This is a genomic window from Thermogemmatispora aurantia, assembly GCF_008974285.1.
Classification (GTDB): domain Bacteria; phylum Chloroflexota; class Ktedonobacteria; order Ktedonobacterales; family Ktedonobacteraceae; genus Thermogemmatispora; species Thermogemmatispora aurantia.
On sequence record NZ_BKZV01000009.1, the window covers coordinates 47595 to 66556 of the forward strand.

Sequence of the window (18962 nt, forward strand, 5' to 3'; positions counted from 1 at the left end):
ACCCGCCCGCCGAGCTTGTGATGACCGAGTGCTGTGTTCCATCGTATCGAGAGACGGTATATGCTAAGTATACTATATAGAAGGCGTATAGTACGCCAAGCATACTATATAAGAGCGTTGAGGGGCTGTCAAGAACGCTCAATTGAGAAGATCGATTGTTTCTCTAGCAGGTTCGCAGCCTTTTCTAGTTTGCTGCAATCAATCTCTACGGGAGTCACATCATGACACAGCAACCAGCGGAGTCCACTGCTCCCCTGCGTCCCACGCCCGTTGTCACCAGCTTCCTCCTGCGTTTCGACCAGCCTGGGGGCCCCCAGCTGCTGATCGTCCAGCGCAGCCAGCGGGTTGGCAGCTATCAAGGACGTTGGGCCGGCATCAGCGGCTTTATCGAACCGGGGGTCAGTCCCGAGGAGCAGGCCTACACGGAGATCCGCGAAGAGACTGGTTTAGGGCCGCAGCAGGTGCGCCTGCTCAAACGTGGCGCGGTTGTTGAGCATCGTGATCAGGAGCTGGGCCGCCATTGGATTATTCACCCCTTCCTCTTTGAGGTCTTGGCCCCCGAGGCTATTCGGACCGATTGGGAGGCAGTGACCATGCGCTGGATTCCTCCGGCTGAGCTGGAGCGCTATCAGACGGTGCCCCTGCTCAAAGAAGCCTACGAATCGGCGCAGCGAGGTGAGAGCCAGCCCTGAGCAGAGCTGAGGGCTGGCCCGCCGTGGCGACCCACGATGCGCTATGTGGGGCGCTCAGGTAGGCTGGAGCAGTCGCAGGCGAGCGGCGGGGATCTGTGGCAGCAGATCTGAGGCCAGCAGACCAGCGTCGCCGCAGTGCTGACTGACCAGCTTGGAGGCGGCCACATGTAGGTAGACGGCCAGGCTGGCAGCGTCAAAGGGGGTGAGGCGTTGCGCCAGGTAGCCCGCGATCATACCTGCCAGGACATCGCCCGTACCGGCGCTGGCAAGGGCCGGGTTGCTTTCCCAGTTGATGCGCAGCCGTCCCGCTGGTTCGCTGATCAGCGTACAGGCCCCCTTGAGGACAAGGATGACGTTCCAGGCCTGGGCGCAATGGCGTGCCACCTGCAGCCGATCGATACCACCGCCCGAGACCCTGCCTTCTCCCAGCAAGCGGCTCATCTCGCCTGGGTGAGGGGTGATAACGGTGCCCGGCGGCAGCCGTTGCCACCAGTTTTCAACGTCGGCCAGGTTATTGAGGCCGTCGGCATCGATGACTAGCGCCGGGCGCTCGTCCTCGGGCAGGTTGCGCAGGGCGTCGAGCAAGGCCAGGATGGCGCTGCGCGTGGCTGGTGCTCGACCAAGGCCTGGACCAATCAGCAGCACCCGGTAGCCGCTCAGGTGCTCTAAGAGCGTCCGAGCCTGCTCCTGGCCGCGTTGTTCGCTCGACTCGCCAGCTGGCAGCAGAACGTAGGTGGCCTCGTGCAGCGAGGAGGCGTAGATGGGCAGCAGATCGGGCGTAACGGCCAGCGTGACTAAGCCAGCTCCGACCCGCAGGACGGCGCTGCCGGCCAGATAGGCCGAGCCTGGATAGGGGGGCGAGCCGCAGAAGAGCATGACCCGTCCAAAGGTGCCTTTGTTGCTTTCTAGAGGACGTGGCGGCAGCAGCGTCCGTGCCAGTGTGGCATCCAGCATCTCATCGCTGAGGTCGCGCTCCAGCTCCTCGGGCAGGCCAATACTGCCAACGAACAGCTCGCCAAGGTAGGCGCGAGCGGGAAAGAAGAAAAAGCCCTGTTTGGGACAGGCCAGGGTGATGGTGAGGTCGGCGCGGATGCTGCCGGGATCGACTTCGCCAGTGTCGGCGTTGACGCCGGTCGGCAGATCGATTGCCACAACGAGCAGCTCGCCGGGACGGCGGGCTCGCTCCTGCTCAACGCGGGCCAGAAGAGCGCGCATGTCCTCGGGCAGGGGACGCGAGCGCCCGGTGCCCAGCAAGGCATCGACGACATAGCCGACACGCTGGAGCAGGGCATTTAGCTCTTCCTCCACCTGCTCTGCTGCCACTTCACGGCCCTCGCGTATCAGCCGCCGCTCCTTCCAGCGGTAGAGATTGATGCGCGCTCCCTCGGCCTCCAGGTGCCGGGCCATGACCTGGCCATCGCCGCCGTTGTTACCAGGACCAATCAGAAAGAGTAACTCGCACTCGCTCAGCGCACGCCGCTGTCGCTCACGAATATAGCGGGCCAGCAGCTCGGCGGCGCTGCGACCGGCGTTCTCCATTAAGATGGAGGTGTTCAGCCCGTATTCTTGATCCGCCCGCATCTCCAGTTCGCGCATGCGGGCAACGTCAACGATATGCATAGTTCTCCTCTCCCTGCTTTCTGTTCTTTATTCTACATGGTGGCACTGGCCCTGTCACGCCAACTCAGGGGGCTTCCTTGTGAGGATAGGCCGGCAAGGCAGAGAGAGACAGCTAATAATACGACTCAAAGAGGCGCGACAAAGGCCACCTGACCTGCTATACTCCACTCCATGAGACTGGCACTCAAGATCAGGCCGCAGCGAAGCAATCAATACAGCAACATGGTCGAGACCCTCGCCGAGCCAGAGCTACGCGCCAGTCCCCTCGGCCCGGTCATCGAGGAGCTGCAGCGCATCGTACTGGGTGGGCAAAGCTATCTGCTGGCGAGGATAGAGGAGGGGCGGCTCGACCGTGAGGAGTGTTTACGTCTGCTGGCTCACCTGGGAACCATTAGCGAGGTGTACGAATACTTTGCCGAGGTCGGCGGCGTCGAGGGTCCCTTTCTTCGTCCCCTTGCCTGGCCCTGGCAGCCGTTCATCTCGCCGGAGATCGCTGAAGTACGGCGTTACAAGGGCAAGACCAACGAAATCTTCACCCGCGTCCTGCTGAACGTGGCCCTCTTCGCCGGAGCCTATGCTAGCAGCCGCGAGCGCCTGCGCATCCTTGATCCCCTGGCCGGCGGAGGGACAACCCTCTTTGTGGCCCTGGCCGCTGGCCACGACGCCTTCGGCATCGAGCAGAAGCGTCAGGATGTCGAGACGACGGCGGTCTTTCTGCGCCAGTACCTCACTGGCGAGGGGATTGCCTTTAAAGAGATCTGCGAGCGTCGTCGCAGCGGCAAGCGTTACCAGTTTGAGGTCAGGCCGGCGGGCAAGAGCGGCGAGGGGCGCCTGCTGGTTCTGGTGCATGGCGATAGCAGCGAGGCCCCGCTACATCTGCGTAACATTCCCGGAGGACCGCGTGTTCATGCCATTGTCGGCGATCTCCCCTATGGCATTCAGCATCTCGGCGAGATCGGTGCACTCCTGCAGCAGGCCCTCCCGGCCTGGAGCGAGCTGCTGCTGCCTGGGGGGACGCTGGCCCTCGCCTGGAACGCCACGCGTCTCCCACGCCAGGACATCTGCACCCTTGTTGAGCGCTACAGCGGTCTGCAGCCGCGCAACGATCCACCGTACACGCAATTTGCGCACACGGTGGATCGTGTCATCAAAAAGCGCGACCTGCTCGTCGCTGTCAAAGCCTGAGTGGAGGGAGGGGCCAGGATCATCGTGCTCAGCCCATTCAACTGAGCTGGTTGGCGATGGCAATGGCCTCCTGCTCATCGAGATCGCCGCTGATGCGAATGCCCAGACCGTGCTCCTTCCAGGCCAGGGTGGGGTTATCGCTGCCTGTTGAATAGGTCGCGGCAGTGCCGCGCAGGGTGAGCGTCGTGCCGCTGGGCAGCGGCTCGTTGGCCAGAGCCTTGCCTTCGAGGATCGAAAAGCTCTGGTCGCCTTTCAGATAGTGGAGTACAAAGACCTGTCCACTGGCGGTCGAGAGCACATCGACACCCTCAAGCTGGTAATCGCTCTGCGAGGAGGGGATGCTCAGCAGATGGTAGCCGGCCAGCTGCTCCGCCTGGCCAAGGGTCAGCGTGCCGCTGGTGGGTGTGGCGCTGGCTTGCAGCAGCGGGGCCACCTGGGCATTGGCGGGTGGAGTGAAGCTAAAGAGACTGTCGGCCAGAGAGCGATTCAGCTCCAGCGTGGGCAGCTGCAGGGTCACCTGGGCAAAACCCTGTAGATTGAGAACCAGCTTGATGGGCAGATCGTTGCTGCGATCCAGGTAAACATCGCCGCTATAGTCGGGACCGGAGGCGGCGGATTGCTGAGAGGTGACATGGACGACGGTGGCACTGTGGCCGTCGACAGTCGTCGTCTGCGAGGTCAGCGTGGCCTGGCTCTGGCTGAAGATGGGATCGATCAGGTTGAGCGTCAACTGATTGACCGGGTTGGAGCTGCTGCCGAAAAGCGCCGAGCCGTCCTGGCTGTTGATGCTTCCGGTGTAGACAATGTGCCGCGTGGGATTATAGATCCAGAGCTTCTCCCCGTTGCTGACCGTCAGCTCGCCAACGGGAAAGTCACTCAGGGTCGAGCGCAGAATCAGACTGCGGCTTCTGGCAGGGGCCGCTTTCCAGATCTCACTTGTTAATGCTCCCTGATAGGTTTCGCCGTCAATTTGAATGGTTACCACCGCGTGCAGTGTCCGTGCTGCCGTCAGTTGCTGCTCGCTTTGCTGTAACAGATGTTGAGCATTAGCACCGCTGGTGCTGGCTGGTGTCTGCTGCTGGGCCTGACCACTGTTGCAGGCTACCAGCAGGAGCAGCATCATAAGTGAGAGAGCAAGAGAGCAGCAGCATCTTCTAGTGAAGGTAGACATAGAGGGCCTCTCCGTTGCAGAATGGCACATCTTTACATAAGGATATGCAAGTCAAAATTTTTAGACTACAGAGAGAAGCATCGTAAAGATGCTTTCCTATTCTACGCTGGTGGGGTCCCAAGGGCAAGGAGGTAGGAAAGAGAGAGCAAGGAGCTGACGGGCAGAGCAGGCGGAGAGGCTCCGAGCATTAGTGAGCAGTGACCTGAAAAAGAAGCGACGTATCGGGGTGGGCGGCGCGCCGGATGGTCACATGCAGTTGCCAGAGGCCGGCCATGACGAATTGCACCCGGGCGCGATAGAGACCGTCGCTGCTGGGGAGGGCGGAGACCGTGGGCAGGTCCATATCCATCTCTGGCATTGTGCTTTCTACCTGAACGTGTGCATCGTTGATCAGCGTACCGCTGGCGGCCTCGGCAATGCGTAACATGACGGTGGCGGGTTGTGTGCTGAGAGGCGGGTCGGGACTCAGCTGGAGGGTGACCTCATAGGGGCCGGCGCGTACCTGCCGTTGTCCTGACTCCGAGGAGACTGGTGGTAGGTTGGCCACCAGGCCCCCCAGCCAGGTCAGCAGTGCCAGAAAGAGCAGGCCGAGCAGAATAACGAGTAGATTGCGTCTCATTCTGTTTTTGCTCTTAAGAAGATGATGTGGTGGCGGGAATCCTCACGTAGATCTTACCATCCTCGATGCGGATGTCAAGCCGCGGCAGGGGAGCCAGGTAGCGCAGGCGTCCGGCGGTCGGATCTGCCGCTCCGCTGGCGGTGAAGACGCCGCCGTGGCAGGGGCAATGGAACTTGCCATCGCTCTCCTGCCACTCGACCAGGCATCCCATATGTGTGCAGGCCGCTGAAAAAGCGATGATCTCCTCACCAGAGGTCGCAGTCGCAGACTCATTGCCACCAGACCAGGCCCCTGATCCATGCTCGCTACTGGTGCTAGGGCTGTGCTCCTGACGGATCACATAGCCAGCGATTGTCTCGGTGACAAAGCGCACCGGCTGCTGACCCAGGGCCGAGACCTCAGTGACAAAGTGCCAGCGCGAAGGCACATTGGCCCCAATCAGGGCTGGGTAGGCCGGAGGAGCACCTGGCCCCGTGCTCGTCGGCGTAGAACCTGGAGTGGCCGGGCCTGCCCCCCCGTGAGGCCGGCCACTGGCCTCTTGGAGGGCGCGATCAAGCCCGGCGCCGGCCACCAGCGAGGCGGCGGCCACCGCGCTACCTGCCAGCAGACGACGGCGCGAGAGCCGAGAACGTCTCTCGGCGGAGGGCGGTGGGGAGGTGGCGGGAGGAGAAGCGGCGGGCGAGATCAGCGGTTCCACGGTGGAGGATGCGCTCGCCGTACTTGACCCGACGGCCTCCGCCGACTCGCTCAGGTCTTCTTTCTGGGTGGCCAGCTCACGCTCCAGGCGCGCACGCAGCTCGGCCACAAACTCCGGGCGAGGCTCCGCGGCGCCGGGAGCCGCTGCGCGCAAGAGAGCTGCCAGGCGATAGAGACGCGCCTGCGCTGGCGTCAGCTCCGCGGACAGCGGCGGCTTGCGGTCCTCCTGCAACGCTGCAAGATAGCGCTCTAGCTCCAGATAGTCCTCAAAGCGTTCCTGGTCTCCCTCGGGCATAAACCTCGCCTCCCTTCCGGTCCGTTACCTTCACCGGATGCCTCCATTCTCGTTAGCCTGTCACAACGCTCTCCAATTCGGCGGCGCGCTTGAGCGCCCGGAATTGAAGGACCTTCACATTGGCCTCGCTCAACCCTAGACGGAGGGCGGTCTCCTTGATCGAGAGGTTCAAAAGAAAACGGCAGATCAACACCTCGCGGTAATGGGCGGGAAGGGCCTGCAGGATACGCTGGACGCGCTCGGCTGGTCGCTCGTCAGGGCAGGAGAGCGACACTTCCTCGCTTGGCCCCTGCCAGCCGGCATCGAGCAGCTCCTCAAGAGAATCAAGAGGAAAGCGATAATGACTGCGCCAATAGTCGGCCAGAGTGGTCCTGGCGACCTGGAAGAGCCAGCGCTGCCAGCTCGCGCTGCCAGCGCCGCGCTCGCTGCTGAGCAGGCGCACGGCTTTCATGAAGATCTGCGAGGTCAGGTCCTCGGCCTCTTCACGATTGCCAACTTTGCTGTAGACATAGCGATAGATGAGATGAAGATTATCCTCATAGAAGCGTTGAAATGCTTGCACATCCACGGCATCCTGTCCTGTTGCAAGGTTTCGCTCCTGTTTGCTCTGGCGTGCGATATTCACATTGGCCCTCCTCGCCCTGCCTGCGCACAGGCCGAGGCCCAACAGCTACGTCGATCAGTTACAGTCTATCTCAGATAGCCACCTACCTATTACGTCAGCGGGTTACAGTAAGATAAGAAAAGAAAGAGAGAGGGAAGGAGGGAGAGAGAGGAGGGGCGGGGTTCCCCTGGGTCAAAGCGAGCGAGCGAGTAGCGGAAGCTGAGGAGCGCCAGGTTTGCGTGGCGATGGCAACTGCAGTATAATAGGCAATGCAGCAGGAGCGTCGGCGCCCCCACCCAGTGAGGAGCGCCGCGGGGAGCACTGCGGCGCGAAGGAAAGCGCGTCATGAGGAGAGGCGGCCAGGCAAAGCAAGCAAGAGAACGCCAACTGATTGGCTTGCTGGGCCACCGAAGCGCCAGGGATGCGCGCCTGATCCTCCCGTGCGCTCTCTCCGGGCTGACCGGGGAGGTATCGACAGGCAGAGAGCGAAAACGACACACCCTGGCTGTCTGACTGAGTGCTGAGCGGTGCGTCTCGTTCAGCGCTAGCAACAGAAGCAAAGCAAGCAAAGCAACAGCACAACATTACGACTACATCAGAGGCGGGAGCGGTGGGTGAGTGCACTCGAAGAGGTTGTCCTGGATGGCCTTCCTATCAAAGATCAGCAAGCAGGTACGACGTTGCTAGACATCCCGAGGCTAGGGGATAGTGAAGCGCGGGGCCGCGCCTGGTACGCCATGCAAGCGAGATGGGGGGAAAGAGGAAGGGAAAAGAAGAGACAGCTCCCGGCTTCAACGACTTCAATATCTCCCGGCCCGTCCGTGCAGCGCTTTTCCCCCGCCTCCGCCTGATGAGAATCGAGGAGCGGCATGTATAAAGGACAATCTGGAATGTGGTCCTGGCTGCTGCATCGCGTGACAGGACTGGCGGTTCTTCTCTTCCTGCTTGTGCACATTGTCGATATTGGATTGCTCTCCTTTGGCCCCGATGTCTACAACGAAGGCATTGCCCTCTTTAGCACTGGCATTGTGCGCGTCATCTCGCTCGGGCTGATTGCCTCCGTGCTCTACCATGCCTTCAACGGCGTGCGCATTATTTTAATCGATTTCTGGCCACGGGGTGCTCGCTACCAGGGGATCATGTTTGCGGTAGTGATGATCATCACGATTCTCTGCTTCCTGCCGATGGCCTATTTTGTGGTGGCGCCCATTTTCCAGCCCGGTACCTCTGCCGTGGCGCTGCCGATGTGAGAGTAGTAGGCGGCGAGGACGATAAGGAGACAGGGCCTCGTGCCCCGGGCCTGTGCTCTGCGCCTCGCCTGCTGACTGTCCACTCTGCCCTGCCTGCCAGCGAGCGAGCGAACAAACCAGCGAGGGAGTGAATCCCGCGCAGTCAGCCTGGCTCCCCGACAACTCCCTGGTGAGCGCGGCGGCGACTGAGTGCCGCGGAAAGGTCAGTGAGCACTAGCTCTCTCGATCGATCCTGCTTTGTTGGAAGACCTGCGGGAGACGCGGTCGCTGAAGGAAGAAGTGGAGGTTGAACAGAGAAGAGCAGCAGCGGAGACAAGGACTTGCTGACCAGCCGGCTCCTGTGGCGCAATGTCGCGCCTGCCTGCTATGATGACGATCTTGCTCTCGTGAAGAGGAGTGCTGTAGCTATGTTACGTATTTCCAGTGGCTATGGCCCGCGTCCCACGGGCGGCGGCTTTGAGACCTTTTCCTGGTACTTCTTCCGTGTCTCAGGGGTCGCACTTATTTTCCTGGCGATCATCCATCTGATTCTTATGCACGTCACTACTGATGTCGCCTGCACCAGCTATCAGTTTGTGGCCCATCGCTATCAAAATCCTTACTGGCGTCTCTATGACTGGCTACTGCTGACGCTGGCGCTATTGCATGGTATGAACGGTCTGCGCGTTGTTATCGATGACTATGTTCGCAATCGCGGCTGGCGCCTGTTCTTGCTCTCGCTGGTAGGGCTGGCGACGCTGGCGTTCTTCTTGCTTGGAACGATTACGATTGTGACCTTCCAGCCTGTGGCCAGTGCACTGCAGGGTGCTTCCTGTGTGACCCACTAGAGAGAGGGGAATCGTTATGTACCAGAAATTTGATGTGGTCATCGTCGGCGCTGGCGGCGCCGGGCTGATGGCAGCGATGCAGCTTCCCAACGCCAGCGTGGCCGTCCTCTCGAAGGTCTATCCCACGCGCTCCCATACGGGTGCAGCCCAGGGAGGAGTGGCGGCAGCGCTGGGCAATCTTGAGGAAGACCACTGGAAGTGGCATATGTACGATACCGTCAAGGGTGGCGACTATCTGGTCGACCAGCCAGCGGCGGAGATCCTGGCGCGCGATGCCATCGACGCCATCTATGAGCTGGAGCATCGGGGGCTGCCCTTTAATCGCACGCCGGACGGGCGCATCGATCAGCGCCGCTTTGGTGGCCATACGCGCAACTACGGCGAAGCGCCAGTACGCCGCTCATGTTACGCTGCCGATCGCACGGGGCATATGCTGCTCCAGACCATGTACCAGAACGCCATCAAGAACCAGGTGCGCTTCTTTAATGAGTTTCTGGCCCTGGATCTGCTGATTAACGAAGGCCGCGTCTGTGGCGTGGTGGCCCTGGAGATTCGTACGGGCGAGATTCATACCTTCCATGCCAAGGCGGTCCTCTTTGCCACTGGTGGCTATGGTCGTGCCTGGCGGGTGACCAGCAATGCTTTTGCCTGTATGGGTGATGGCATGGCGATCGCCTACCGCCGCGGCATTCCCCTGGAGGATATGGAGATGTATCAGTTCCATCCTACGGGCCTCTATAAGGTGGGAGTGCTGCTGAGCGAAGGGGCCCGGGGCGAAGGGGCGCGCCTGCTCAACGGCAAGGGCGAGTATTTTATGGAGCGCTACATGCCCACCCTCAAGGACCTGGCGCCGCGCGATATTGTCTCCCGTTGCATCATTAAAGAGATCAAGGAGGGGCGCGGCGTCAATGGCGAAGATTATGTCTATCTTGATCTGCGCCACCTGGGCGAGAAGGTTATCACGGAGAAGCTGCCTGATATCACCGAGTTCGCGCGCAATTACCTGGGCGTGGAGCCGATTCGCGAGCCGGTGCCCATCCAGCCAACGGCCCATTATGCAATGGGCGGCATCCCGACCGACAACGATGGGCGCGTGGTCATCGATTCGAAGTGGACGCCACTGCCGGGCTTCTACGCCGCTGGCGAGGTGGCCTGCGTCTCGGTGCACGGAGCCAATCGCCTGGGCACGAATTCGCTGGTCGATCTGATCGTCTTCGGGCGCCGCGCCGGTAAGCACATGGCCAGGTTCATCGCGGAAAACGATCATGTTCCTCTGCCGCCGCATCACGAGGACTTTGCCCGCGAGATGGTCGACCATCTCCTGACCTCGAAGGGGGGCGAATCAGCGGCGCGCATCCGCAATGAGCTGCAGGGCGAGATGCTGGAGAACGTCTTTGTCGAGCGCCAGGAGAAGGGCCTGCAGCATGCTATGGACACCATCGCTGGCCTCCAGGAGGCGTATAAGAAGGTCCAGCTTCAAGATAAAGGCAAGACCTTTAACACGGAGCTGGTCGAGGCCATCGAACTGGGCTTCCTGCTGGACTGCGCGGCGGCCACCGTTCACGGCGCTCTCGCTCGCAAAGAGAGTCGTGGCGCTCACTATCGCCTCGATTATCCCGAGCGTGACGATGTCAACTGGCTCAAGCATACCTTGATCTATAAAGGTGATGGGACCTGTGAAGCCCGTCTCGACTATAAGGATGTCATCCTGATCGATGACCCGATCTTTAAGCCCAAGGAACGCAAGTACTAAGCGCGTCCCAGCTTCAGGGAGACGCTCTAAGACAGGTGAGGTGCTATGAAAGTTACCCTGCGCATTAAGCGCTTCGACCCCGATAAGGATGCGAAGCCCTACTGGGCCGAGTATACGGTTGAGGCCAGCCCCGTCGACCGCTTGCTGGACGCGCTCAATACCATTAAGTGGACGATCGACGGCACCCTGACCTTCCGACGCTCCTGCGCACATGGTGTCTGCGGCTCGGATGCCATGCGTATCAACGGGCGCAATCGCCTGGCCTGCAAGGTGCTAATCCGCGATGTGGGCGAAAAGGTGACAGTTGAGCCGATGCTCGGCTTCCCGGTGATCAAAGATCTGGTGGTCGATATGGACCCCTTCTTCCGCAAGTACGAATCGGTCAAGCCCTATCTGATCACTTACGATAATGAGCCGGGGACCGAGCGGCTGCAGAGTCCCGAAGAGCGTGCGCGCTACGATGAGGGGACGAAGTGCATTCTCTGTGGGGCCTGTACTGGCTCGTGCCCCTCGATCTGGGGCAATCCCGACTGGGTTGGGCCGGCGGCCATCGTCAACGCGCACCGCTTCATCTTTGATAGCCGCGATCAGGGCACGGCGGAGCGTCTGGCGATCCTCGGGCAGCGTAACGGTGTCTGGCGTTGCCGTACGATCTTTAATTGCTCCGATGCCTGTCCGCGCGGCATTCCGGTCACCGATCTGATCGAGCAGGTGAAGCGCGCCATTGTCTACGGCGATCGCAATATTGATTGAGCAACTACGGTAGCGCTGGGTGCGAAATCGTTTCGCTTCGTCGTGCGCTCCGGCGGAAGGCGCTGGGGCTGAGGGCGAGGGACGAAAGGAAAGAGGGCCAGCGCCAGGCGCCCAGCCCGGCAGGTACCGGGGCCAGCCGCCCTCGGGCCGTCCGAGCTGGGCCGCTTTGTGGGGAAGGGGGCTCTCTGCTACCCCCTCTTCTTCTCAGCCTGTCGGGCTGGAGGCCGGGGTCCTTATCTTATCTGGTAAAGGTGCTAGCGCCAAGCTAGCGAGGAGTGCTGACGCTATGCCCCCTGCGATGACTGGAGAAGAACGAAGCTCCTGGGAGCATCGCTTTATCACAGCCAACGGTATTCGGCTCCACTATGTGACCCAGGGAGAGGGACCGCTGGTGCTCTTGCTCCACGGCTTCCCGGAGTTCTGGTATTCCTGGCGCCATCAGATTCCTGTTCTGGCCGAAGCCGGTTATTGCGTTGTAGCTCCCGACCTGCGCGGCTACAACGAGAGCGAGAAGCCGCGTTGGGGCTATGACCTGCGCACCCTGGCGCGCGATGTGGCGGCCCTGATGGTGGCTCTGGGTTACGAGCGGGCGATCGTCATGGGTCACGACTGGGGTGGCGTCATTGCCTGGCAGGTAGCAATGCGCTATCCCGAGCTGGTTGAGCGCCTGGTGATTATGAATGCCCCCCATCCGGCGGCCATGCTGCGCGAGTTGCGTTCCCTGAAGCAGCTGCGCATGAGCTGGTATATTTTCGCCTTCCAGCTGCCCTGGCTGCCGGAATACATGCTGGGTCGCAACGGGGCCAACGAGATCGGCAGGATGCTACGCGGCAGCGCCGTCCAGAAGGATGCTTTCCCGCGCTCCGTCACCGCCTATTATCAGGCTGCCATGAGCAAGCCCGGAGCCTTGCCGGCGGCTCTCGCCTACTATCGGCAGTTTGTGCGCGACCTGCCGCGCTCCCTCTGGCGTCGTCAGCTGCGGGCCTGGCCCCGTATTCAGGCCCCGACTCTGCTGCTCTGGGGCCTGCAGGATATCGCCCTCAGCGTCGAGCTAACCTACGGCCTGGAGCCGTACGTCAAGCAGCTGCGTGTTGTCTACCTGCCCGAAAGCGGTCACTGGGTCCAGCAGGAGCAACCCGAGCAGGTCAATCGCCTGCTGCTCAACTTCCTGCAAGAGCGGGAGGCGAACGCTCCAGGCGCCTGAGATCAGGCAACGACGACGGTAATCGTATGGTAGCCCGAGGCGCCATCGGGCAGCGGCGGGGCCGGTCGGGGGTCCTGGACATTGCCCTGCAGGTCGATGGCGCGCGCCGTGATGGTGTAGCTGCCGGCCTGGGACGGCACACGCCAGGGGAGTTCCCAGAGCACCCAGGTGAGCGCTGACAGAGGGCGCTTGAGAGTAGCGCGTCGCCAGCTCTGCCCCAGGTCGAAACTCACGTCGACCTCACTGATGCCGCGCTCCCCCGAAAAGGCTACGCCAGCAATATAGGCCAGACTGTTGGCCTGCAGACGGCTCCCGTCAAGAGGGGTATCGATGCGCGTCGTCATGCGGATCTGAGCCTCGTCGCTCCAGCCGCGCTGCTGCCAGTAGCCCTGGTAGTCATAGTTCACGACCTCGATGCGTGTGATCCATTTGGCGTGCTTCATACCATAAATGCCGGGCACCAGCAGACGCAGCGGATAGCCGTGGCGCTCCGGCAACGTCTGGCCATTCATGCGCACGGCGAGCACGGTTGTCGGCTCCAGGGCCTTGGTGAGATGGATACTGTCGCTGTAGTCATCGGCGCAAGAGAAGACCACCTTCGTAGCCCCCGGCTTGGGACGCGCGCGCTGCAGGAGAACGTTCAGCGGCACCCCCTCCCAGAGAGCGTTGCTCATGTAGGGACCGCCGACCTCATTGCTGATGCACATCATCGACTCATACTGGCGGCGCATTGGAAGCGTCAGCAGCTCGGCATAGGTCAGCGTGTAGGGCTGCTCAACCTGGCCGCCGATCGTGAGGCGCCAGCTCTGGCCGTTGACCACAGGGTCAGCCAGCAGGTTCTTTGAGACCACGTAATATTGATCGTTCGGCGTGATTTCTGATGAAAGATGAGGAACAGGCACGATGCTCCCGTAGTTTGGCTGGGGCGGCGGCACGACGCGGCTCTTGAAGCCGCGCAGGGTAACTGTCGGAGCATGGGCGCCCTGCGTAATAAAGCGGAAGGCGAAAGCAGCCAGCAGGCCCACACCGCCCAGGATCAGGCCGCGGCGCAGCAGGGTCTGACGTTGCTCGCGCACCTCGGCCCGGTGCTGCTCCTCACGAAGGCGACTGGCTGTCAGCCAGTGGTAGGCGGGTGGGAAGAGTAAAGCGAAGACCAGGCCGCTGGCGGCCAGGCTCCACATGCTATTGAACCAGCCGATGCTCAGCGTAGCGCCGAAGAGGCCGGCCCCAGTCAGCGGTAGCACCACCAGACCGGCGAAGAACCAGAGCAAAGCCGCCAGCACGAGGCCGTCCCCGAGCCGTGGCCCGGGATCAGACTTGAGCAGGAAGCGCCGACGTGCCAGCATGTACAGGCCGCCGCTGGCAGCGAAAACCAGGCACTGGCCCAGGATCACGCAAACCAGTAAATAGCGCTTCGCTTCGTCGCCCATCAATTGCTGGAGAAATTGAAAAAGCGACAGGGGCATTAGTGCCGTGATGGCCGCTCCGACCTGCTCTGGCAGCGACACACCGTGGGCGAAGACATTCAGCAAAAGCATACAGCCCGAGGAGGCGAGTCCGGCCAGCAGACCGGCGCCGCTGCCGGCAACAAAAGCCTCCTGAGCAGAAGGCCTCGGGGGCGAAGAGGTCTCAGGCGAAGCCATTGTTGACGAAACAGCCCTTTCTAGCGCGAGCGTGAGATGAGGAGCACCGCAAGCAACGACAAGACAAAACGATGGAAGAGAGTGAGCTGAGCTTGCCCCGCTCGATCATCTCCGCGCCATCTTCATGGACCCTGCCTTTTATTGTAAGTCAGGCCACATCATCAATGCTACACGTGCAAGCAAGGCCCCATTGACAGGCCTCTGGCCAGTCTAACCGGTGAGAAGGGCTACAGGCTCAAACGATGGGGCACAGAGGGAAAGCAAGCTCAGGAGAACGGTCACTTGTTGCTTGCCTGCAAATGGAGTATCATCTATGCCGAATAGCGCTCCCCCTGCCTGCTAAGGCCGCTTCCGAAGGGTAGCGTGCGTCTCGCTCGCTGGCTGATTGGAGGCGCCGGAGCGCACACAATCGGCAGTCGCCCCTCTCTTGCGTCCCGGAGGAAGGGACGCCACTAGTAAAAGACCATCTGCGAGGAAGCCGAGACTTATGCCAGAAGATCAAGTGATCACAGCTACGACGACAGCAGCGACGGTAGACACTGCGCATCTCCCCCTGGCCGTCGGCGTTGATCTGGGAGGAACGCAGCTACGGGTAGCGGTGCTGCGCGGGGCCACCCTGCTTTCGCGCGTGGGCCTGCTGACCGGCGAAGATGCGACGCCTGAGCGTCTGATCCCGCGCATTTGCGACGCAATTCGTCAGGCGCTCGCTGAGGCGAGGGTTGAGCTAGGGCAGGTGGCCGGTATTGGCTTAGGGGCCCCAGGCCCCCTCAACAGCAAGAGCGGTATCATCTACTCGCCGCCCAATTTACCGGGATGGGAAAACGTCCCCATTCGCGACATCCTGCAGAAAGAGTTCCCCGTGCCCATCTACATCGAGAACGATGCCCATTGCGCGGCTCTGGGCGAATACATGTTTGGGGCCGGGCGTGGCAGCGAGGACATGGTCTATATGACCGTCAGCACAGGGATCGGCGGCGGCATCATCTGCAAGGGCCGCCTGTTAGAAGGGGCGGGGGGGACCGCCGGCGAACTGGGACATATGACCATCGATCTTCACGGTCCCCGCTGTAACTGTGGCAACATCGGCTGTTTAGAGGCCATTGCCTCGGGGACAGCCATTGCGCGGCGAGCTAATGAGGCTATTGCTGCCGGCCAGGGGGCGGAGTTGCTCGCCTTTGCGCGCTCACTCGACGAGCAGACGGCACGCCAGTTGCATCTGCCTGCTGGCACGGAGAAGGAGAGCATCGAGCGTGTGAATGCCCGCACTGTCGGCGAAGCGGCGCGGGCCGGTATCGCGCTGGCCCGACAGATCCTCGGTGAAGCGGCGCGGGGGCTGGGTGTGGGCCTCGTCAACGTGATCCATATCTTTAATCCGCGTAAAATTATTCTGGGGGGCGGCGTCATGCAGCTCGGCGACCTGATTCTCGGGCCGGCCCTCGACATTGTCGAACAGCGTGCCATGAAGGCCCCACGCTCTATCGTGAGCATCGAGCTAGCGCAACTTGGCCCCAATGTTGGGCTGATTGGGGCCGGTACCTTGATCTACTATCATGGCTGATCCCTCTGCCGGGCTGGGCTGGTCGCTGTCAGCGAGCCGGTAGTGGGAGAGAGGCCAGGCAGGAACAAAACAAGCAGACGGAACATGGTGACAAAGAAGAAGGAACGTCTCGACGTCGCAATGGTGCGTCGCGGCCTAGTAGCCAGCCGGGAGCGAGCCCAGGCTCTGATCATGGCGGGGCGCGTCTATGTAGGTGAGCGACGCCTGGAGAAGCCCGGCGCCCAGGTGTCCGACGATGCCGAGATTCGCCTCGACCTGGCCGCGCCCGAACTGCGCTACGTCAGCCGTGGCGGATTGAAGCTCGAAAAGGCTCTCGCTGTCTTCGGACTGGATCCGCGAGGATTGGTCGCCCTGGATGTTGGCGCCTCGACCGGCGGCTTTACCGATTGCCTGCTGCAGCGAGGAGCGGCCCGCGTCTATGCTGTCGACGTCGGGCATGGACAGCTGGCCTGGAAGCTGCGCAGCGACGCGCGCGTCGTCGTCATGGAGGGGGTTAACATCCGTTACCTGGAGACGCTGCCAGAGAGGCCGCAGTGCGCGACCGTCGATGTCTCCTTTATCTCGCTGCGCCTGGTTCTCCCGCCGGTGGCGCGCCTGCTGGCACCTGGTGCCTGGGTGGTGGCCCTGGTCAAGCCACAGTTTGAGGCCGGCAAAGAGGAGGCTGATCGTGGCGAGGGCATTATCCGCGACCCGCGGGTCCATGAGCGTGTCTTACGCGAGCTGTCGGCCTGGGTTCCTGAGTACACGCCGCTGCAGCTGCGCGGGGTGATCGAGTCTCCTATCGCCGGCAGAGAAGGCAACAAAGAGTTCCTGATGTATCTTACTCTTCCATAAACAAGAGAGGGTCCAGACAGCGAAGTTCTCAGGACGCTCTCACTGGCGAGGCAAGGGAAGGCCCGCCGAGAGCCACGCTCTTCCGACGACCTGCCTTCCGCTTGTGGAGGGAGGGGAGAGCGTTAGCGGGTGGGGCCAGGCAGGCAGCGGAGAGGTAGGGGAGGAGCGAGCTGGCTTGCAAGGCGAGGGAACGCCGTCAGCTGGGGCTGTTTGCCCGGAGGCAAAGCCGACAGACTGGGAAGGTCGGGTCGCAGTCTGGTACAATAACAGCAAGGTAGAGGTAGACCGTCCCTGGGGTGACGTGCCAGCCTGCTCCTCCTGGTGGGCCTTCATCGTCTCGGCCACGTGGCTGAACATGATCGTGCTCGCGCACGCAAGGGAGCGTGCCAGAGCGAGGCAGGCCAACAAACAAAAGATGGAAGAAAGCGAGCGGAGAGGCGGGAGGAGGGATCAGGCGGAGAGGCCAGAAGAGACGAGACAAGAACGGGGTGCGTCAGCCGGGGGTTAGCCAGGCGCCGTCTACAGGCGAGAAAAGAGGGAAGATCATGGAGATTCCAACGGTCAACGTGCCCGACCAGTTCAATGCAGCCAGCGCCTTCCTCGACGCGAATCTGGCACAAGGGCGCGGTGGCAAAGTGGCCATCTATTATGAAGATCAGACCTTTACCTATGCTCAGGTGGCCGAGATGGCCAACCGTGTTGGCAACGGATTGCTGGAACTCGGCGTCGAGATGGAGCAGCGTGTGGCCCTCTTGCTGCTCGATTCCCCGCAGTTTGCGGCCTCCTTCTTCGGAGCTATCAAGATGGGCGCAGTGCCCATCCCGATGAACACCATGCTGCGCCCTGAAGACTACGTCTATATGCTCAACGACAGCCGGGCCAAGGTTCTGCTGATCCATGCTGCCCTCTGGCCACCGCTGCGTCAAGTATTACCCCAGCTGCGCTTTTTGCGGCATGTCGTCGTAGTCGGCCTGGAAGCAGAAGCTGCCGGTACGGCACTGCTGGCGGGCCGTCAGCGCGTGACCCTGCACGATTTCGAAAGCTGGATTGCTCACGCCTCGCCCTCGCTCAGTCCTGCTCCTACCAGCAAAGATGACAGCGCCTTCTGGCTCTACAGCTCGGGCAGCACAGGTTTCCCCAAAGGCTGTGTGCATCTCCAGCACGATATGACGTTCTGTCTGGAGTGTTACGCCAGACCCATTTTAGGTATCACTAAGGACGACATCACCTTTTCCGCGGCGAAGCTCTTCTTTGCCTACGGACTGGGCAATGCTCTCTATTTCCCCTTCGGTGTTGGCGCCAGCACCGTGCTCTATCCCGGACGTCCCCTGGCTGAAGACATGTTCAAGGTTGTAGAGCGCTACCGGCCCACCATCTTCTACGGTGTTCCTACCCTCTATGCCAACATGCTCAGCGTTCCCGAAGCTGAGAAGCGCTTCGACTTCTCATCGGTGCGCGTCTGCGTTTCGGCGGGTGAGTCTCTGCCGGCGGATATTTTGCGTCGCTGGGAAGAGAAATTTAAGGTGCCTATTCTAGATGGGATTGGAAGCACCGAGATCCTGCACATCTTTATCAGCAACCGTCTCGGCGACATCAAGCCGGGCAGCTCGGGCAAGCTTGTGCCGGGCTATGAAGCGAAGATTGTCGATGAAGATGGTCAGCCGGTGAGTCCGGGGGAGATCGGCAACCTGCTCATTCGGGGGGACAGCATTGCCGCCTATTATTGGAACAAGCACGAGAAGACCAAGGACACCATCACTGGTCACTGGATTCATACCGGTGACAAGTATTATGTAGATAACGAGGGCTACTATTGGTACTGCGGACGTGCGGACGACATGCTCAAGGTCAGTGGCCAGTGGGTCTCGCCCGTAGAAGTTGAGAACGTGCTGATCGAGCATCCCGCTGTTCTGGAGGCGGCGGTGGTTGGGGCTTACGATAGCGATCGTCTGGTTAAGCCCAAAGCTTTTGTCGTGCTCAAGCCCGGCCAGGAGGCCTCCGAGTCGCTAGTAAGCGAGCTACAAAACTTTGTCAAGGGCCGGCTGGCGCCGTTCAAGTATCCCCGCTGGGTGATTTTTGTCTCGGAGCTGCCCAAGACAGCGACTGGCAAGATCCAGCGCTTCAAGCTGCGGGAGACGGGGGAGACCGCTCCTCTCTCGTGAGTGAGTTGTCTTGAGTAGCGGGGAGAGCAGGAGCTGCGCCGTTCGTCCGAGTTGAGGGATTGGGGTCGAGGCCGTCGGCAGTGGGCTGGGCCTGCT

16 protein-coding genes are annotated in these 18962 nt (G+C 61.3%); 10 read left to right on the forward strand and 6 right to left on the reverse strand.

What is annotated here, in order from left to right:
* Positions 1–221: 221 nt before the first annotated feature.
* Entirely contained in the window at positions 222–692 is a 471-nt protein-coding gene (locus tag KTAU_RS20175) for an NUDIX domain-containing protein (RefSeq protein WP_151730047.1), read from the forward strand.
* 54 nt (positions 693–746) lie between these two features.
* On the opposite strand, the gene KTAU_RS20180 is transcribed toward KTAU_RS20175, so the two are convergent.
* Positions 747–2312 carry an NAD(P)H-hydrate dehydratase gene (locus tag KTAU_RS20180; RefSeq protein ID WP_151730048.1) on the reverse strand — a complete coding sequence of 522 codons (1566 nt, stop codon included), beginning with the start codon at positions 2310–2312 and terminating at the stop codon, positions 747–749.
* 222 nt (positions 2313–2534) lie between these two features.
* On the opposite strand from KTAU_RS20180, the gene KTAU_RS20185 reads away from it, so the two are divergent.
* Positions 2535–3497 (forward strand): TRM11 family methyltransferase, encoded by a 963-nt coding sequence (locus tag KTAU_RS20185; protein ID WP_151730049.1) that lies wholly within the window; start codon positions 2535–2537, stop codon positions 3495–3497.
* Positions 3498–3534: 37 nt separating this feature from the next.
* On the opposite strand, the gene KTAU_RS20190 is transcribed toward KTAU_RS20185, so the two are convergent.
* The 4 genes from KTAU_RS20190 to KTAU_RS20205 all read right to left on the reverse strand — a co-directional run bounded on the left by KTAU_RS20190 (position 3535) and on the right by KTAU_RS20205 (position 6903).
* Positions 3535–4668 carry a LolA family protein gene (locus KTAU_RS20190; protein ID WP_151730050.1) on the reverse strand — a complete coding sequence of 378 codons (1134 nt, stop codon included), beginning with the start codon at positions 4666–4668 and terminating at the stop codon, positions 3535–3537.
* 187 nt (positions 4669–4855) lie between these two features.
* Positions 4856–5287 carry a FixH family protein gene (locus KTAU_RS20195; RefSeq protein ID WP_151730051.1) on the reverse strand — a complete coding sequence of 144 codons (432 nt, stop codon included), beginning with the start codon at positions 5285–5287 and terminating at the stop codon, positions 4856–4858.
* 13 nt (positions 5288–5300) lie between these two features.
* Positions 5301–6278: a QcrA and Rieske domain-containing protein gene (locus tag KTAU_RS20200; protein WP_151730052.1), complete on the reverse strand. Its 978-nt coding sequence runs from the start codon at positions 6276–6278 to the stop codon at positions 5301–5303.
* Positions 6279–6330: 52 nt separating this feature from the next.
* The gene (locus KTAU_RS20205) at positions 6331–6903 is read right to left on the reverse strand and encodes an RNA polymerase sigma factor (protein WP_170293457.1); all 573 of its coding nucleotides are present in this window, start codon (positions 6901–6903) and stop codon (positions 6331–6333) included.
* An 848-nt stretch (positions 6904–7751) separates the two neighbouring features.
* On the opposite strand from KTAU_RS20205, the gene sdhC reads away from it, so the two are divergent.
* The 5 genes from sdhC to KTAU_RS20230 all read left to right on the forward strand — a co-directional run bounded on the left by sdhC (position 7752) and on the right by KTAU_RS20230 (position 12669).
* On the forward strand, positions 7752–8132 hold the full coding sequence (sdhC, locus tag KTAU_RS20210) for a succinate dehydrogenase, cytochrome b556 subunit (RefSeq protein WP_151730054.1): 381 nt from the start codon (positions 7752–7754) through the stop codon (positions 8130–8132).
* Between the two features lie 407 nt (positions 8133–8539).
* Positions 8540–8959 carry a succinate dehydrogenase, hydrophobic membrane anchor protein gene (sdhD, locus tag KTAU_RS20215; protein WP_174844083.1) on the forward strand — a complete coding sequence of 140 codons (420 nt, stop codon included), beginning with the start codon at positions 8540–8542 and terminating at the stop codon, positions 8957–8959.
* Positions 8960–8975: 16 nt separating this feature from the next.
* On the forward strand, positions 8976–10712 hold the full coding sequence (sdhA, locus tag KTAU_RS20220; protein WP_151730055.1) for a succinate dehydrogenase flavoprotein subunit: 1737 nt from the start codon (positions 8976–8978) through the stop codon (positions 10710–10712).
* A 45-nt stretch (positions 10713–10757) separates the two neighbouring features.
* On the forward strand, positions 10758–11465 hold the full coding sequence (locus KTAU_RS20225) for a succinate dehydrogenase iron-sulfur subunit (RefSeq protein WP_112431643.1): 708 nt from the start codon (positions 10758–10760) through the stop codon (positions 11463–11465).
* 286 nt (positions 11466–11751) lie between these two features.
* On the forward strand, positions 11752–12669 hold the full coding sequence (locus KTAU_RS20230) for an alpha/beta fold hydrolase (protein ID WP_287265842.1): 918 nt from the start codon (positions 11752–11754) through the stop codon (positions 12667–12669).
* Between the two features lie 2 nt (positions 12670–12671).
* Here the strand turns inward: KTAU_RS20230 and KTAU_RS20235 are convergent, their stop codons facing one another.
* Entirely contained in the window at positions 12672–14312 is a 1641-nt protein-coding gene (locus KTAU_RS20235) for a molybdopterin-dependent oxidoreductase (RefSeq protein WP_151730056.1), read from the reverse strand.
* Positions 14313–14799: 487 nt separating this feature from the next.
* On the opposite strand from KTAU_RS20235, the gene KTAU_RS20240 reads away from it, so the two are divergent.
* The 3 genes from KTAU_RS20240 to KTAU_RS20250 all read left to right on the forward strand — a co-directional run bounded on the left by KTAU_RS20240 (position 14800) and on the right by KTAU_RS20250 (position 18866).
* On the forward strand, positions 14800–15870 hold the full coding sequence (locus KTAU_RS20240; protein WP_151730057.1) for an ROK family protein: 1071 nt from the start codon (positions 14800–14802) through the stop codon (positions 15868–15870).
* 84 nt (positions 15871–15954) lie between these two features.
* Positions 15955–16704, forward strand: coding sequence for a TlyA family RNA methyltransferase (locus tag KTAU_RS20245; protein WP_151730058.1), 750 nt, complete (start codon positions 15955–15957; stop codon positions 16702–16704).
* A 545-nt stretch (positions 16705–17249) separates the two neighbouring features.
* Entirely contained in the window at positions 17250–18866 is a 1617-nt protein-coding gene (locus KTAU_RS20250; RefSeq protein WP_151730059.1) for a benzoate-CoA ligase family protein, read from the forward strand.
* Positions 18867–18962: the final 96 nt, after the last annotated feature.